The sequence below is a fragment of the Priestia aryabhattai genome (genome assembly GCF_023715685.1).
Lineage (GTDB): Bacteria > Bacillota > Bacilli > Bacillales > Bacillaceae_H > Priestia > Priestia aryabhattai_B.
On sequence record NZ_JAMBOQ010000002.1, the window covers coordinates 182,127 to 198,432 of the forward strand.

17 protein-coding genes and 1 other RNA gene are annotated in these 16,306 nt (G+C 38.9%); 13 read left to right on the plus strand and 5 right to left on the minus strand.

Features of this window, described 5'->3' with window-relative positions; translation table 11 throughout:
• Positions 1 to 99: 99 nt before the first annotated feature.
• Together rnpB and M3225_RS07555 are read left to right on the plus strand one after the other, a co-directional pair.
• Positions 100 to 488, plus strand: an RNA gene (gene rnpB / locus M3225_RS07550) — RNase P RNA component class B.
• 209 nt (positions 489 to 697) lie between these two features.
• Entirely contained in the window at positions 698 to 1,582 is an 885-nt protein-coding gene (locus M3225_RS07555) for a LysR family transcriptional regulator (RefSeq protein WP_251392179.1), read from the plus strand.
• Between the two features lie 31 nt (positions 1,583 to 1,613).
• Here M3225_RS07555 and M3225_RS07560 read toward each other — a convergent pair whose 3' ends face one another.
• The gene (locus tag M3225_RS07560) at positions 1,614 to 2,153 is read right to left on the minus strand and encodes a MerR family transcriptional regulator (protein WP_251392181.1); all 540 of its coding nucleotides are present in this window, start codon (positions 2,151 to 2,153) and stop codon (positions 1,614 to 1,616) included.
• A gap of 351 nt (positions 2,154 to 2,504) precedes the next feature.
• Here M3225_RS07560 and M3225_RS07565 point away from each other — a divergent pair, with 351 nt between their 5' ends.
• On the plus strand, positions 2,505 to 2,819 hold the full coding sequence (locus M3225_RS07565; protein ID WP_251392183.1) for an MGMT family protein: 315 nt from the start codon (positions 2,505 to 2,507) through the stop codon (positions 2,817 to 2,819).
• Positions 2,820 to 2,852: 33 nt separating this feature from the next.
• Here M3225_RS07565 and M3225_RS07570 read toward each other — a convergent pair whose 3' ends face one another.
• Positions 2,853 to 3,470, minus strand: a complete 618-nt coding sequence (locus M3225_RS07570) for a LysE family translocator (RefSeq protein ID WP_251392185.1) — start codon at positions 3,468 to 3,470, stop codon at positions 2,853 to 2,855.
• 136 nt (positions 3,471 to 3,606) lie between these two features.
• On the opposite strand from M3225_RS07570, the gene M3225_RS07575 reads away from it, so the two are divergent.
• The 4 genes from M3225_RS07575 to M3225_RS07590 all read left to right on the plus strand — a co-directional run bounded on the left by M3225_RS07575 (position 3,607) and on the right by M3225_RS07590 (position 7,304).
• Positions 3,607 to 4,152, plus strand: coding sequence for a cupin domain-containing protein (locus M3225_RS07575; RefSeq protein WP_251392187.1), 546 nt, complete (start codon positions 3,607 to 3,609; stop codon positions 4,150 to 4,152).
• Positions 4,153 to 4,323: 171 nt separating this feature from the next.
• Entirely contained in the window at positions 4,324 to 5,256 is a 933-nt protein-coding gene (gene bla / locus M3225_RS07580) for a class A beta-lactamase (protein ID WP_251392189.1), read from the plus strand.
• 293 nt (positions 5,257 to 5,549) lie between these two features.
• The gene (locus M3225_RS07585; RefSeq protein WP_251392192.1) at positions 5,550 to 6,947 is read left to right on the plus strand and encodes an NCS1 family transporter; all 1,398 of its coding nucleotides are present in this window, start codon (positions 5,550 to 5,552) and stop codon (positions 6,945 to 6,947) included.
• Between the two features lie 207 nt (positions 6,948 to 7,154).
• The gene (locus M3225_RS07590) at positions 7,155 to 7,304 is read left to right on the plus strand and encodes a hypothetical protein (RefSeq protein WP_013058052.1); all 150 of its coding nucleotides are present in this window, start codon (positions 7,155 to 7,157) and stop codon (positions 7,302 to 7,304) included.
• 83 nt (positions 7,305 to 7,387) lie between these two features.
• Here M3225_RS07590 and bglA read toward each other — a convergent pair whose 3' ends face one another.
• A complete protein-coding gene (bglA, locus tag M3225_RS07595; protein WP_251392194.1) occupies positions 7,388 to 8,827 on the minus strand; it encodes a 6-phospho-beta-glucosidase BglA in 1,440 nt (479 codons plus the stop codon).
• 13 nt (positions 8,828 to 8,840) lie between these two features.
• Positions 8,841 to 10,724: a beta-glucoside-specific PTS transporter subunit IIABC gene (locus M3225_RS07600; protein ID WP_251392196.1), complete on the minus strand. Its 1,884-nt coding sequence runs from the start codon at positions 10,722 to 10,724 to the stop codon at positions 8,841 to 8,843.
• Between the two features lie 168 nt (positions 10,725 to 10,892).
• Between M3225_RS07600 and M3225_RS07605 the strand changes: the two genes are divergently transcribed.
• The 3 genes from M3225_RS07605 (at position 10,893) to M3225_RS07615 (ending at position 12,475) form a co-directional block, all read left to right on the plus strand.
• Positions 10,893 to 11,603, plus strand: a complete 711-nt coding sequence (locus tag M3225_RS07605) for a GntR family transcriptional regulator (protein WP_251392198.1) — start codon at positions 10,893 to 10,895, stop codon at positions 11,601 to 11,603.
• A gap of 174 nt (positions 11,604 to 11,777) precedes the next feature.
• Positions 11,778 to 11,960: a hypothetical protein gene (locus tag M3225_RS07610; protein ID WP_251392200.1), complete on the plus strand. Its 183-nt coding sequence runs from the start codon at positions 11,778 to 11,780 to the stop codon at positions 11,958 to 11,960.
• 23 nt (positions 11,961 to 11,983) lie between these two features.
• Complete coding sequence (locus M3225_RS07615; RefSeq protein ID WP_251392202.1) at positions 11,984 to 12,475, plus strand: GNAT family N-acetyltransferase; 492 nt, start codon at positions 11,984 to 11,986, stop codon at positions 12,473 to 12,475.
• A gap of 77 nt (positions 12,476 to 12,552) precedes the next feature.
• On the opposite strand, the gene M3225_RS07620 is transcribed toward M3225_RS07615, so the two are convergent.
• On the minus strand, positions 12,553 to 13,446 hold the full coding sequence (locus M3225_RS07620) for a DMT family transporter (protein ID WP_251392210.1): 894 nt from the start codon (positions 13,444 to 13,446) through the stop codon (positions 12,553 to 12,555).
• A gap of 114 nt (positions 13,447 to 13,560) precedes the next feature.
• Here M3225_RS07620 and M3225_RS07625 point away from each other — a divergent pair, with 114 nt between their 5' ends.
• The 3 genes from M3225_RS07625 (at position 13,561) to M3225_RS07635 (ending at position 16,029) form a co-directional block, all read left to right on the plus strand.
• Positions 13,561 to 14,433, plus strand: a complete 873-nt coding sequence (locus M3225_RS07625) for a LysR family transcriptional regulator (protein ID WP_251392212.1) — start codon at positions 13,561 to 13,563, stop codon at positions 14,431 to 14,433.
• A 130-nt stretch (positions 14,434 to 14,563) separates the two neighbouring features.
• On the plus strand, positions 14,564 to 15,343 hold the full coding sequence (fabI, locus tag M3225_RS07630) for an enoyl-ACP reductase FabI (protein WP_251392214.1): 780 nt from the start codon (positions 14,564 to 14,566) through the stop codon (positions 15,341 to 15,343).
• A gap of 149 nt (positions 15,344 to 15,492) precedes the next feature.
• Positions 15,493 to 16,029 (plus strand): hypothetical protein, encoded by a 537-nt coding sequence (locus tag M3225_RS07635; RefSeq protein WP_251392216.1) that lies wholly within the window; start codon positions 15,493 to 15,495, stop codon positions 16,027 to 16,029.
• Positions 16,030 to 16,306: the final 277 nt, after the last annotated feature.

Sequence of the window (16,306 nt, forward strand, 5' to 3'; positions counted from 1 at the left end):
ATTTAATTTGCTGCAAAAATTGAAATGGAATCCATACCAAAAGTTACATTTGATTTGGCTCATTAAAATGCATATACTACTAATACACGATCTGAAATAACGTTCAGGTAATCGCTGCATCATTTGATGTAGAGGAAAGTCCATGCTCGCACGGTGCTGAGATGCCCGTAGTGTTCGTGCCTAGTGAAAAAATAAGCTAGGGCAGCTTGGCTTATAGCTTAGCTGACGGCGGGAAAAACCACCTAAGTCTTCGGATATGGTCGAGTATCCCTGAAAGTGCCACAGTGACGAAGCTTTGCTGGAAACAGCAAAGGTGGAACGCGGTAAACCCCACGAGCGAGAAACCCAAACAATGGTAGGGGAACTGTCTCTAAGGAATCAAACGGAGAGACGGACGATTACATGCGTAATCGTAGATAGATGATTACCGCCTGAGTACGAGAATAAAATCGCTTGCAGTACAAAGGTACAAAACATGGCTTATCGAACGTTGTTGAAACAGAGACTGACTACACAATATGTAACCATAACAAACCAATGAGGTTTGTTTTTTTATTTGTTATTCTTTCAAACATCCTCGAGCATGTTTCCATTTTTTATAGTAACACCGACTATTTATAATGTATAATTCATTATAATTATATTTTCCATACATACATGTAATGAGTAGAGCCGCTTGATAAGGAGATGGTACGAAGTGGAATGGCAGCAGTTTAAATATTTTCAAACGCTAGCACGTACGCAGCATATGACGCGCGCAGCAGAAGAGCTATTGATTACTCAGCCTGCGCTCAGTCGTTCAATCGCTCGTTTTGAAGAGGAAGTAGGAGCGCCGTTATTTGATCGGCAAGGACGTTCCATTCGATTAAATCAATATGGTAAAGTTTTTTTGAAGCGTGTAGATAACATGATGAAAGAATTTGATAAAGGACAAGAGGAGATTCAAGCGCTGCTAGATCCTGAAAAAGGGCAGGTGTCACTTGGATTTTTACATACGCTCAGCACAGATTTGATTCCAGATTTAATTGCTTCGTTTCGCTGTGCATATCCTAAGGTGAATTTTCAGCTGAGACAAAGCCCTTCTCACGTTCTTCTTGAGCAGCTGCAGCTCGGCGAATTAGATCTTTGTTTGATTGCGCCAATGGAAGAGAAATCGTTCATTAAGTGGCAGCATCTTTGGAGTGAAGAGCTGTTTGTGATTGTGCCGAAAAATCATCGGTATGCTGATCGTAAAAGTATCGCACTAGAAGAAATTGCTAAAGAATCATTTATTCACTTAAAAGAAGGTTTTTCCCTTCGTCTCACGTTTGAGCAGTTATTTGAAGAGACGGGGGGAATGCCTAACATAATGTTTGAAGGAGAGGAAGCTGATACCGTAGCAGGACTTGTAGGAGCCGGCTTAGGAATTTCTATCCTTCCAGATTTACACGGAATAGATCAAAGTAAAATAGTAAAAATCCCATTAGCTAAAGCTAATTGCCACCGAGTAATTGGATTGGCATGGATTGAAGGAAGATATCTATCACCGGCTGCTAAACAGTTTAAAAAATTTGTTTTACATAAATTTAATGACAAGAAATAAAGGTATTTCATAGACTAGGCTATTTGCAAACCTAGTGCTTTTTTCTTTTAAATAACCTTTTTAAAATCGATCTCTTTTTACCTACTACGCTGCTTTCTTTTGAAGCTTCTACTAATTCTGAAATGGCCTGCTGTTCACGCAAGCTTTTGCGCATGGATTGAATAAGCTGCTTATCTTTTTCCTGAAGAATTTGTTTTGTATCAGGCTCTTGTTGAGGTGAAGGCTGTACCGGCAGTTCAGGAGATGTCTGCTGCTGGTTGTCTGCCACCGGTTGGTCTACTGCTTCAGCTTTGTCTTCAGCTGATTCTAGAGACACAGCAGCTTGATCCTTGCTTATAGTTAAAGAAAATTCTTTTTGCAGCGATTCATTGATTTCTTCTGCTTGATAGCCCTCATCATAAAGCTGCTTGATTTTCAGTAAAACGTTCGTAGCCGTAGCTTCATATTGTTTTGGTCGATGATCTTCTTTTTGTATAAAGAAATATTGAAATTTATCTATATATCTTCTGATGGTTGAAGCAGGAATACTCGTTTCTTCAGATAACTCTTTTACACTAAGCCATTTTGTCATTTTCTCACCACTTTTTAAATGATTACTTATTCGTCATCAATTTGAAATCATACTAGTATCTACTTTTTATCTTATCATGTAACGCTTCTAAGTACCTTGCTGTGTTGATTTCTGTAACGTTTTTATAATCACAGTGTCATAAATGAGGTATAAGCTGCCACTCGCACAAAGATTTGTTAGTGGAAGAATAGGAAATGATCAGCAAACATTTATCCGAAGTATATTGAACAATGATGAGCGTACTGCTTATATATTATCTTATAATGTTGCTGAAGAAAAATCGAGTGATTACTTCACTGTTTATTGATTATGGTAATGTTGTACTAAAGAAGAGATAAAAGGAGGGATGAGGTGAGTTTTACAGAACGAGCAGTAGCTATCATTAAACAAATACCCCGTGGAAAAGTAATGACATACGGACAAATTGCCCGCCTGGCTGGAAGTCCGCGAGGTGCAAGACAAGTTGTAAGAGTTTTGCACTCGATGAGTAAAAAACATAAACTGCCTTGGCACAGAGTTATCAATTCCAAAGGAGAAATTGGATTGAAAGACGAAGAAATGCATCTTGTTCAAAAACTTTCCCTTGAAGCGGAAGGGATACTCGTTTCTTCGGATGGAAAACTTGATCTTAAACTCTATCTGTATGAACCTGACTTGCATAAATGACAAAAAGGCTATCTATTTCAGATAGCTTTTTTGTCATTTATGTTTTTCAAAAGCGAGCTTTAATCCAAACCCGATTAAAACGACTCCTGTTGCTTTATCCATAAAGCGCTGAACGCTAGGTGTTGTGAGCCATTTTCGTAAATAGTTAATAAAAAAGACGAATACGAAAAACCATGTTATAGCAAGAATTGTATACGTCATACCCATAAGAAGTAATTGAAGCGTTACATTTTGATCGGTTTGAACAAACTGAGGTAAAAAAGTTAAGAAAAATACCGCCACTTTTGGATTAAGGACGTTTGAGACAAGACCTTGACGAAAAGCAGATGTTTCTTTTGACTTCTCCTCTTTTGCAGAAGAAACTGTATCGCTTTTTTTAGAAAGGAAAGCTGAGATTCCTAAGTACATTAAGTAGAGGGCTCCTGCGTATTTTACCATTTCAAATGCAAGGGCTGACTGAAGGAGAAGAGCAGATAAACCAAACGCGGCGGCAAGTGTATGAACTAAAGAGCCGCTTGCCAATCCTAATGCCATTTTATAGCCGCCCGTTTGTCCATCTACCATCGTTCGTTTGGTGATAAGAGCAGTATCGATACCAGGGCTCATAATAACAAATAATGCGAGTACCAAAAAGGTCAAGATGTCATTCATTTTTTTCTTCCTCCTTGCTGTGATAAAATCAAACTACATTTTATTTATTAAATATAATTTAACATAACTAATGCCGTTTATTAAGTATAATTTAATAATTTTAAATATAATTAAACAATTTTGTGGAGGAATCATAATGGAGAATATAGATATTGGAAAAAAAGTAGAGAAATTTCGAAAAGAAAAGGGGCTAAGCAGTCGAGAATTAGCAAAATTAGCGGAGATTACGCCGTCTATGCTAAGTCAAATTGAACGGGGATTAGCCAACCCGTCCATCTCAACGCTTAAACTTTTAGCGAAAAGCCTTGACGTTCCTACTTTTAGCTTTTTACTTGAAGAAATAAATACATCTCATTTAGTCGTAAGGTCGAACGAGCGCAAAACGATGAAAGTAAAAGAGTTAACCTATTCGTTATTATCACCGGACTTTACGGGAAATCTAGCTACAGCGATTATGGAAGTCCCTCCGATGATGTCTTCATCAGAATTTCCTTTAGCACATAAAGGCGAGGAAGTGGCATACGTCTTAGAAGGGAAAATTAAGGTGTATTTGGACGAAGAAGTTTACGTGTTAGAAAAAGGAGATAGCGTCAAAATCCCTTCGCATTTGAAGCATAAGTGGGAGAATACGTTTGATGAGAAAGCCGTTATTTTATTTTCAGTTACGCCGCCTGTTTTTTAAACATATTTACGGTTTTCATACTAGTCGTCTTCCTTGTTAGACACTTTTATTATACAAATGTGATAAAACTATCATGTTTGTATGTGTAAAAAATTGATAAAATAGCATTGTTGGTAATCTCTACCTAAGAAAATACATACTAAATACTTTTTTGAAAGGTGTTGGCTGGTAATGAAGATATGGAAAAACATGTTTCGTACCTCAAAGCTCAAAAAAATGATGCCTGCAGTCCTTCTGTCGTGTGCAGCGACTGTAGGCTTTTCAAGCAGCGGGGTACAGGCTGAAACGCTGAAGTGTCAAAAACAAGAAACCATGAGTGATCGAGAGTTTGCTAAGCTTGAAGAAAAATATGATGCTAACCTTGGCATTTATGCATTAGATACCGGTACAAATAAAACGGTAACGTATCACCCGGACGAGCGTTTTGCTTATACGTCTACTCATAAGGCTCTCGCTGTCGGTGCACTTTTACAGCAGAAGTCAATAGAAGACCTTAACGAGCGAATCTTTTATACGCGTGATGACCTTGTGAACTATAATCCAATTACAGAAAAACATGTTGATACAGGCATGACGCTTAGAGAAATTGCGGATGCATCGCTTCGCTACAGTGACAATACGGCAGGGAATTTGATTCTGCAGCAGCTGGGAGGACCGGACGGATTTAAAGAAGCTTTAGAAAAAATAGGAGATGATGTGACGCTGCCTGAGCGATTTGAACCGGATTTAAATGAAGTGAATCCAGGAGAAATCCACGATACAAGTACAGCGAGAGCATTGGCTACAAGTCTTCAAACGTATGTACTTGGACAAGCACTTCCTGCGGAAAAGCGTGAACTTCTAACGGATTGGATGAAACGAAATACGACAGGGGATGCATTAATACGAGCGGGCGTGCCGAAAAGCTGGAGAGTAGCCGATAAGACAGGCGCAGGCTCATACGCGACGCGAAATGATATCGCCATCCTTTGGCCCCGAAAAGGAGAGCCAATTGTTCTTGCGATTCTTTCCAATCGTAGGGAAAAAGATGCTGAGTATAATGATAAACTGATTGCAGAAGCGGCAAAACAAGCAGTCAAGGCTCTTAGAGTCACTCATAAATAGAAGTCGAGACAAAGACTACATCGCCTGTGAAAAATGAATACTAGTTAATTAATCCAAGCGCTTATAATAAGCGCTTGGATTTTTTTATTGCTATCAACTCTTTTATTCTCCGCTATAATGAGCGGAAGCTTCTCTCGAAATTAGTCAAATCGCACAAATTAATATCAGAAAATTCACAATAATTATAATGAACTTGCGGTGAAATTCGTATACACTATGTACACGTTAAGTTAACTTACATTCGATGTTAGATGTAAGAGTGAAAACATCATAAAATAGGAGTTGAGTGTATAGTGTCTACAAATGCAACAAGTTCCATTATAGAAGAGGTACATGCTCATCAAGATACGAGTCTTGATCCGTCACTGAAGCCAAAAGCGGAAGGTGATCGAAAGCTAACTCCCATGTCTTATATGTTTATGTGGATTGGAGACGGCGTTAATTTAGGAAATATGACGCTTGGCGCTAGCTTGGTAGTAGCAGGTACTGCGGTATTAAATCTTTTTCAAACGTTTGTGGCAGCGATTATTGCAATTGGTATTATTTCTGCTTTTTTTGTGTTAAATGATAGAATCGGCTACAAGACTGGTATACCGTATGTGATGCAGCTTCGAATGTCTTTTGGAATAAAAGGATCCGTCATATCGTCTCTTTTACGAGGTATTCCAGCTATCATTTGGTATGGTTTTCAAAGCTGGACAGGAGGCACAGCTTTAAATGAAATTGGAAAAATTGTGAGCAAAGGGTCTTTTGACAATCTTGTTCTTTGTTTTATTATTATTCAATTGCTGCAAATTGTGCTTTCATTGTACAGCTTCCACGCGGTTAAATGGGTAGAGATGCTTGCTTCTATCATCATATTGCTTGGTCTTGTTTATGTATTTGGTGTTCTTTTAACTTCTCATAGTGAAGTAGTAGGGGATAAGTGGGTACATACAAAAGGTTCATGGGGACTGCCGTTCTTTTCTTTTATTATGATGTTTATGGGGAATTATGCGGCGATTTTTCTAAGCGCAGCCGATTACTCTAGAGAGCTGAAGCCGGGAATTAGCGACACCAAGCGGGGATTTTTATACTTTACGCCCATTATGGTAGCCTACGGATTCGTGCTTACAATCGGGGCTATGCTTGCTTCCGCCACGGGTATTTCCAATCCTGTTAAAGCGTTCGCGGTTGTAGTCGATAATTCCTATATCACTGTTGCTGTATCGGCATTTATTGTGATTGGCGTTATTGCCGTAAATATGGTGGCAAATATTATTCCGCCTACGTATGTCATTACGCTGCTGACAAAAGTAAATTATAAAGTGGCGGTTACCATCACCGGACTGCTTGCATTTTGCTCGTTCCCTTGGGTGCTTGTTCAGGATTCATCAGCTGCAGGTCTTGGGTTGTTCATTTTGATTTACTCTGCTTTTTTAGGTCCGATTGTTTCTATTTTATTGGTCGATTATTATATTTTACGGAAACAAAGAGTAAATGTAGAGGAATTGTATCAAGAAAAAGGAGCGTTTTCCGGCTACAATCCGTGTGCCTTGCTTGCGATGCTAATCGGTGCTGGTGCTGCGTTTATCGAAGTCGATTTAGGCTGGATTATAGGAGTGGTAGTTGCAGGAGTCGCATATATTCTTTTGACGAAATTCGCTTTTAAACATTCAAAATTTAAAAAAGGAACCATCTTTGAACAATAATATCCAAGAGATAAAAGCCTTTGCTTGCTGCAAAGGCTTTTTGTATGTCATCTATCGCATCAAGAACGTGATTAAAACTCTTTGTCTAGTTCCCAAAAGAAGTGGGTAAAGTAAATAAGAGTAAAAAGTTTCCTCTATATGGATTGCTTTTAACAGGAGCGCATCTAATGTATCGCATCAATCATATCTTAAAGGAGAGGGCAGAGTATGTATGAATTTAGAGTGTATACTCTTCGAGATGGAAGCGAAAAGGTAATCAAAACGCTAAAACATGAATCGTTTGCTGATGAAATTCAACGAGCGGGAATTAAGCAAACAGAAATTGCTCAAACACAGCTGGTAGACAAACCGAGATAACGTATTTGCATTTATTTTTACCCATTTCTAAAAAAAGCCGGATTTCTGTGTCTTTACACAGGAATCCGGCTTTTTCTAATTTCTTATAGTTCTTTGCCGTTTGTTTCAATCACATGTTTATACCAGTTAAAGGAATCTTTTTTGTAGCGCTTCATCGATCCGTTTCCTTCGTTGTCGCGGTCCACATAAATCATACCGTATCGCTTTTTCATTTCGCCTGTTGTAAAGGAAACAATATCAATAATTCCCCACGGCGTATAGCCCATTAAATCAACACCATCGTACGTCACGGCTTTTTCTAACGCTTCGATGTGTGATTTTAAATATTCAATTCGCGATGCGTCATGAATGGAACCGTCTTCTTCAACCGTATCAATGGCACCAAATCCGTTTTCTACGATGAACAGCGGAATTTGATAGCGGTCGTAGAAGCGGTTTAACGTATAGCGCAAGCCCGTTGGGTCAATAGACCAGCCCCAATCGCTTGATTTGATATAAGGGTTTGCTACGCCGTTTGGCAATCCGCCGTTTACGATATCACCCGTGTTATCAGCTTCAACGTCGCTTTTAACGGTTGTTGACATGTAATAACTGAAGCCTAAATAGTCCACTTTTCCCTTTCGTAAAATTTCTTCGTCGCCTTCTTCAAATGGAATATGATAGCCTTCTCGTTCAAACTCTTTTAACGCATAGCTTGGGTAATAGCCGCGAACTTGAACGTCAGGGAAGAAGTAGCGCTGTCTCATTGTTTCTTCTGCTAGCATTACATCTTCAGGGTTTGAAGAATACGGATAAATTGGTACATGTGATACCATCGCTCCAATTTGGAAATTTGGATTAATTTCTTTTCCTTTTGATACAGCAAGAGCGCTTGCCAGAAGTTCATGATGTCCTGCCTGATACATCACTTCTTTTGCGTTTTCACCAGGCTTTACAGAAACACCTGAGTTCGTCCACAAGAAAAGAGGGTTGTTTACATCCATTTTGTTATTAATTTCATTAAATGTCATCCAGTACGTTACTTTGTCTTTATAGCGGTTAAAGCAAACTTCAGCGAACTTCACAAAGCAATCCACCGTTTTTCGGCTTCTGAATCCGCCGTATTCTCGAGCTAAATGCAGGGGCATTTCAAAGTGAGAAAGCGTAATAACCGGCTCAATTCCATGCTTTAATAGTTCATCAAATACATCGTCGTAGAATTTTAGTCCTTCTTCGTTTGGCTCAGCTTCATCGCCTTTAGGAAAAATACGACTCCAGCCAATAGACGTTCGCAAACATTTTAAGCCCATTTCTGCAAACAGTGCGATATCTTCTTTGTAGCGGTGATAAAAATCAATCGCTTCGTGATTTGGGTAAAATTTATCATCTTCCACTGTTTCAGTGATTTCCCGCGGTACGCCGTGCGCACCAGCGGTCATGACGTCCACTACGCTTGGTCCTTTTCCGCCTTGGTTCCATCCGCCTTCAAATTGATGGGCTGCTAATGCGCCGCCCCATAAGAAATTCTTTGGCATCTTTGTCATTGTTAGTTCCTCCTTATTTCACTACGGTAAATAATGTCTGATCCAGCCCGCTATTTTCAACATCTTCAACGATTACTTCTCGATAAGCGCTTGAATTTGTGATAATAACAGGCGTAATTGTTTGTAATCCTTGTGTTTCAATAAATTCTTTATCAAATTGAATAAGTAAATCGCCTTTTTTAAACTTTACACCGTCTTCTACATGCAGCGTAAACGGCTTGCCGTCTAATGTAACGGTATCTAATCCGATATGAACAAGCAGTTCAACACCGTATTCTGATCGAAGGCCGATGGCGTGCTTCGTTGGAGCTACCATAACTACCGTTCCGTCAAAAGGTGCATAAAGCTTATTATCTGAAGGATCAATGGCTAATCCTTTTCCCATAGCACCTGAGCTGAATACTTCGTCTGGTACGCTAGAAAGAGGGATAATTTTTCCGCTAAACGGTGCGCTGATGGTTTCTTCATTTTCGTTCGGGTTGCTTACAGCTACTTCTTTTAAAGGTGAAGTAGCTGCGTCTTTTGCTGCATCTTCTCCGTAACCGAATAGTTGAATGAGCACAACAGGAAGAATAATCGCAATGGCGCATCCAATTAAAATTCCCCAGATCGACATCGGGTAGTCTTGGCTGATACCGTTTACAACAGTCAGCGGTCCAGGCAATCCTGCGTAAGCAAAGTAATACGGGTGAAAGAAACTTGCTACAACAGCACCAATAGCGCCTGAAATACAGCCAAAGATAAACGGCTTTTTAAAACGTAAGTTCACGCCGTAAATGGCTGGCTCTGTAATACCAAATAATCCTGTTATCCCAGCTGAGACGCTCACTTTGCGTGCTTCTTGACTTTTTGCTTTTAAAATAACCCCAAGCACCGCTCCAACTTGAGCCACTACGGCAATCGTTTGATAGGCTTGAAATGAATCTCTGCCGTTTAAATCAAAGTTGGCCAGTACCATCGGTGTAATTCCCCAATGTACACCAAAGATGACAACAATTTGCCAGAAGCCGCCAATGATTGCTCCTGCTAAGGCAGGGACGTTTTCAGCTAAAAAGTTATAGCCGTGAGCAATTCCATTAGCTCCCATTGTTGTAACGGGGCCAATAAGTAAAATCGTTATGGGAACCATAATTACCATACATAAAAATGGGACAAACAGCGGTCTAACCACTTCATGAATGCTCTTGTTTAGGAACCTTTCAAGATAAGACAAAATCCATACTAAGAATAAAGGCGGTAAAACAGAAGAAGTATAGACCGTTTCGGATAGAGAAAGACCTAAAAACGTAATACTGCTTCCATCGGCAATTTTGGCCGCCATTTCTGCCCATGTTGGACTGACTAATGCGGCACAGCACGCCACTGCGATGTAGGTGTTGGTTTTAAAATGCTTGGATGCTGTGATGGCAATAAAAATAGGTAAAAAAACAAATGGTGCCCATGAAATGAAGCTCAATACTTGATATGTGCCCGTTTTTGCAAAGCTATCAGAAAGCAGATTAATTAAGATTAACGAGCCTTGTAAAATTCCTGCTGCTGCTAAGATGTATACAAACGGTGCGAACACAGCGGACATCGTAGCAATAATCTGGTTTAAGACAGTCCCTTTGTTTTCAGTTTGCTCCTTTTCTGTATCCAGATTTACTAAACTAGCAAACTCTTCATAAACGTCTCCTACGTGCTGTCCAATAACAACTTGAAACTGTCCGCTGTTTTCAACCACCGTAATGACACCAGGCATAGAAGATACCGTGCGTTTGGCTTCTGGCTTCGAACGTTTTAACACAATTCGCAGCCTTGTGGCACAGCGTGTAGCGCTTAAGATATTTTCTTCGCCGCCCACTGCATCTAAAATGTCTGCTGCAAGCTTGTGATAATCTCTAATTTTTCCTCCCATATGTTCAACCCCCTTGTTGAGTATACGCTTTCAGTATAATTGTACCGATACAATTTATCAATACCCAAATAAAATAATAATCAATAAATAATTTAAGTTTATGGTGTGGAGTTAGATTATGGTATAATCGTGTTATTCTTGAGACAAATTCAGTAAAGAGGTATAGCTATGATTAAATACCAACAAATTGCAATTGAAATTGAAACCTATATTGAAAACCATGAGCTTCAGCAAGGAGACAAGCTGCCGGTATTAGAAACGCTGATGGCACAATTTGAGGCGAGTAAAAGTACGGTAACAAAGGCCTTAGATTTATTGGAGAAAAAAGGCGTTGTTTTTCAAGTCAGAGGAAGCGGCATTTTTGTCCGACGCCATAAACGAAAAGGATATATCGGTTTGCTTTCCAATCAAGGATTTACAAGTGAACTTGAAGATTTTAATTTAACATCGGAAGTGATTGAGCTAGATGTACGAAAGCCGACGCAAGAAGCCGCGTTAAATTTAAACATAGAAGAAAATAGCGACGTCTATTATGTGAAGAGAGTACGGTATATTAACGGCCAGACGCTGTGTCTAGAAGAATCGTTTTATAATAAATCCATCATTACATACTTAAATAACGAAATTGTTTCGGAGTCTATTTTTCATTACATTAAAGAAGGACTCGGCTTAAAAATCGGGTTTTCTGATCTATATCTTCACGTCGGCAAGCTGAACAGAGAAGAAGCAAAGTACTTAGGATTAAAAGAAGGCGACCCTAAATTATTTATTGAAACACTCTTTCACTTAGCCAACGGACAGCCGTTTGACTTTTCAAAAGTAACGTACAACTATGAGCAGTCTCAGTTCTTTTTACAAGCAACAAGTCACGTTTTATAAAAAAAGTGCCCGCCTCTCAATTAGTAAGGAACGAGAGGTAGGCACTTTTTTAACTTCATTTTCCGAATGGAAATAGGAAAAAAGATAAATATTATAATAAATAGGAAATTGATATACGATAAAATGGTTACAGGGTTTATAGAGATAGGGAAAAGAAGGGCTAAGCTGAAAAAGATGCTGAGTTATCTTATTCCAATGCTTTTTATATTTGGGCTGCTTTCTATGAATTTATTTCAGCCGACTAAAGGCGATTTTATCGCTGTAGGTGTGATATCAATTCTTGCAGGTGCCGTGATTGGTTTTGTAATTAACATAGGTTGTGCAGTATTAAAAGTAGTCAAAAATAAGATGGAGTAAACTGATTCAAGGCGGTGGAGTTTTTGAGCGAAAGTATCATTATTAAGCCATATGCTAGCAAGTATCAACAAGAAGTAGTGGATTTAATTCTTCATATTCAGCAGCAAGAATATCACATTCCAATAACGGAGAAAGATCAGCCTGATTTGTTTGAAACCGAAAGCTTTTACCAACAGGGAAACGGAAACTTTTGGGTGGCTCTTTGCAACGAAAAAGTAGTAGGAACCGTAGCTTTAGTAGATATTGGAAGCAATCAAGTAGCGCTACGAAAGATGTTTGTAGCAAAACCTTATAGAGGAGCGACCTTTAAAACGGCTCAGCGCTTACTGCATACGGCCATCGAGTGGGCAAAAGAGCAAGAAGTGGAAGGGATATACTTGGGAACCACATTACAATTTAAGGCTGCGCATCGATTTTATGAAAAGAACGGCTTTCAAAGCATAGCGGAAGAAAAGCTGCCTGCGAATTTCCCGGTGATGAACGTAGATAAAAAGTTTTATACATATAAGCTATAAAGTGAGCCAATTATGCTCATAAAGGAACGCATTTGATTTAGAAACAAAAGCCGCTAGATTCAAGAACCTAGCGGCTTTTACTTTGGCAATGTCTCTTGATAGTGAACTCTTTTTCTTAATAGTAAATCGTCTAACTGAGCAATTAAAATCCCCGCGATCACAATAGTAGAACCAATCAGTTCTTTAAACGTAAACAGTTCATGCAAAAAGAGAACGGCAAACAGCGCAGCAAAAATAGGCTCTGTTGCAAAAATAAGGCCTGTGTGAGTAGGCGTTGTGTAGCGCTGCGCAATGGCTTGACAAATGAATCCAATCGCGCTGCAAAGAACGCCAAGACCTAAAATGGCAATCCATGATGATAAGGTAGTTGGGATGCTCGGGTGTTCAAATAAAAAGCTGCAAAGGAGTGCAAATACTCCAGCAAACCCTAGCTGTAAAATACCGAGAGCAATTGGGTTTTCGTTTTTTGTAAACGTGCCGGTCAACGTAATATGAATGGCATAACATAGTGCAGTTCCAATGCAAAGTAAATCACCAGTATTCATATGAAATGAGTGCTTTAAGGTTAAAACACCTATACCGGTTAGGGTAGTGATAACTCCAAGTGCAATCGGCCAAGAAGGAAGCTTCTTCACTAACAGGCAGTTGAGCAACGGAACAAAAATGACTGTTAAACTGACAAGAAACCCGGCATTTGAAGCAGACGTCATGCTGACGCCAAACGTGACAAATGAAAAAACGGAAAACAGTAAAAAACCTAAAATCGCTGATGATAAAATTGTTTTGCGCGTAATTTGTCGTAAAGGCTTATAGAAAAATAGTCCAGCAATAAAAAAGGCAATCAAGCATCTAAGCGCAATAATGGTAAATGATCCGAGCGAACTCAGCCCCATTTTCATAAACACATACGACATGCCCCAAAATACATTTACACCAACCATCATCATATTTGCTCGTGTACGGTAACTCACGTCCAACCCTCCATTGTTTGTGATGTACTCACAGTATACAAAGGAATTTGATATTAATAAAATGAATCTTTATAATGATGAACATGAATTAAATTCATGTTAAGGTGGGATAAAATGAGCTTAGTAAAATATGAAATATTGAATAAAGTAGCTGAAGTTAAAAGTTTTACAAAAGCGGCAGATGCGCTGGCGCTCACGCAGTCAGCGGTCAGTCATTCCATTACAAATCTTGAATCGGAATTTGGATTCCCGCTTGTGAATCGAAACAGATCGGGTATTACCTTAACAACAGAAGGCGAAGCGATGCTTCTTGCCATTCGCAAGGTGCTTCAAGAAAATGAAAAAGTTCATCAAGAAGCAGCCAGTCTGTTAGGTCTTGCAAAAGGAACAATTAAAATTGGCATTTTTAAGAGCGTGTCGACCAAGTGGCTTCCTGAAATTATTCAGCTGATGGAAAAAAACTACCCGGCGATCCAAATTCAGCTCAAAGAAGGCGATTATCTTGAAATTGAACAGTGGCTGCTAAGCGGCGAAATAGACTGCGGTTTTATTAACATTACGCATTCAAGTCAATTTCACATTATTCATTTAAAAAAAGATCGACTGCTGTGCGTCGTATCAAATCAAAGTGCTTTATATCATCAAAAAACCGTTCACTTTGAAGATTTAGAGAAAGAACCGTTTATTATGCCGACGTACGGAGGATATCATGATATTAAGCAATTGTTTGAAGAACGCGGCATTCAGCCTGAAATTCGCTTTGAATTAATGGATGAAAGTGCTATTTTATCGATGATTACGCATCACTTAGGGATTAGTATTTTACCTGAAATGCTTCTGGATTCCATCCCGGGAGAGCTGCGTGCCATTCCGTTTCAAGTGGACAGCTACCGCTCAATTGGCCTAGCTACTCGTTATCACCTCTCACCTGCAGCCAAAAAATTTGCTGAAACAACACAAGCGTGGCTACAGAATTCAGACAAGTAAGAGGGCATTTATAGACCAAAAATGGACAATTCATAAGACCTTTAGGAACTAAGAGCATCTTTGTGCTATAATAAAGCTATACAATTACCTATTAGTCATCATTGATGACTAATTTTTTTTGGAGGATAATATGGAAGATTTATTACAATTAAAGAACAAGAACATTGTTATTATGGGAGTTGCCAACGACAGAAGTATTGCTTGGGGTGTTGCAAAAGCCCTTCATCAAGTAGGAGCAAACTTAATTTTTACATACCGTAAAGAACGTTCACTAGGAAAATTGAACAAGCTGCTAGAAAAAAATGAAATTCAAGCAACATTAATTGCAGAATGTGACGTGAACAGCGACGAAAGCATTGAAGCAGCTTTCAAAAAAATCGGAGAAGAAGCAGGCACAGTTCACGGAGTTATTCACTCTATTGCGTTTGCTCACTCAGAAGATTTGAACGGCGAGTTTATTAATACATCAAGAAGCGGATATGCATTTGCTCAAGATACAAGTGCTTATTCATTTATCGCTGTAGCGAAAGCAGCAAAACCTCTTATGACAGAAGGCGGTTCTCTTGTAGCGATGAGCTATCTTGGTGCAGAACGTGCAGTTGAAGGCTATAACGTAATGGGCGTAGCGAAAGCAGCACTTGAGTCTTCAGTGAAATACTTAGCATTAGACTTAGGGAAAGACAATATCCGCGTAAATGCTATTTCAGCAGGTCCAATTCGTACGCTTGCAGCGAAAGGCATTTCTGACTTTAACCAAATTCTTCACAAAGTTGAAGAAACAGCACCTCTTAAACGAAACGTAACGCAAGCAGAAGTTGGCGACATGACGGTTGTATTACTGAGCCATCTTTCACGCGGCGTAACTGGAGAAATCGTACACGTAGACGCTGGTTACAATATTGTTGGTTAATTCCTAAACACCTTCTCGAATGAGAAGGTGTTTTTTTGTACAAAGCTCAGAAATCTATCGTTTTCTCTATTAAAAATTATCAGTCAAAGGACAAGCATCCAAGCATTTTTTCTACAAATGAATAATGTATAAAGACACACAAAGAAAGGATGATTACAATAAAAAAAGATGATAAATACTATGTAGAGAAATCTTATTCTTCTAAGAAACATCATCATTGTTCTGGCGCACAAGGCAAGCAAGGAAATACAAGAGAATCAGCTTTTAAAGCTCTTAACCTAACAAATCAACCAGTATCAGCAGACACATTTGTAAAAGTTTTCTATCAGTTTAAACAATTTGATTTAGCCAATGAATATAACCCCATTACGTCTGTTTTTCGCCCTAAAAAAGATGGCGTATATTCCATTATTGCCACAATTGGATTTCTCCCTAACGATACGACTGTAGATTATAGAGCCCGCGTAGAAATTCGTGTGAATGGCACAACGGTTATCGCGATCGATAACGATTTCTTCGGCGGCAATACTGTATTTGTTAATGCGGTATCTGTATCTACTATTTATAATTTAGAAAAAGGAGATCAAGTCGAAGTCTTTGCACAAAGTAATGTTGACGGCACAATTGTCACAACAGAAAATGTTTCACATTTCGAAGCAGCAAGATTTCCATCTCCTTCAGAATAAAAGGCTACATGCATCTTTTGTTATATAGAAGTCGAGCAAAACCAGTTCAATACAAGCAAGCAAAAGAAGCAGATTTCTTATAAGAAACCTGCTTCTTTTGCTTATGGTCATTTAAATGTTTCTTTTAGAGAGCATACCTTTTGAAAAAACAACGTTTACAGTTGAGTTAAAGCGCTTCGTTCCGTAAAAATAGCAAGTGTCGCTTTTTAATAAAGAAGATGAATGATTAAAAATAACAAGCTTTTATAAATGCCAAGATGATACATAAGAAATCAAA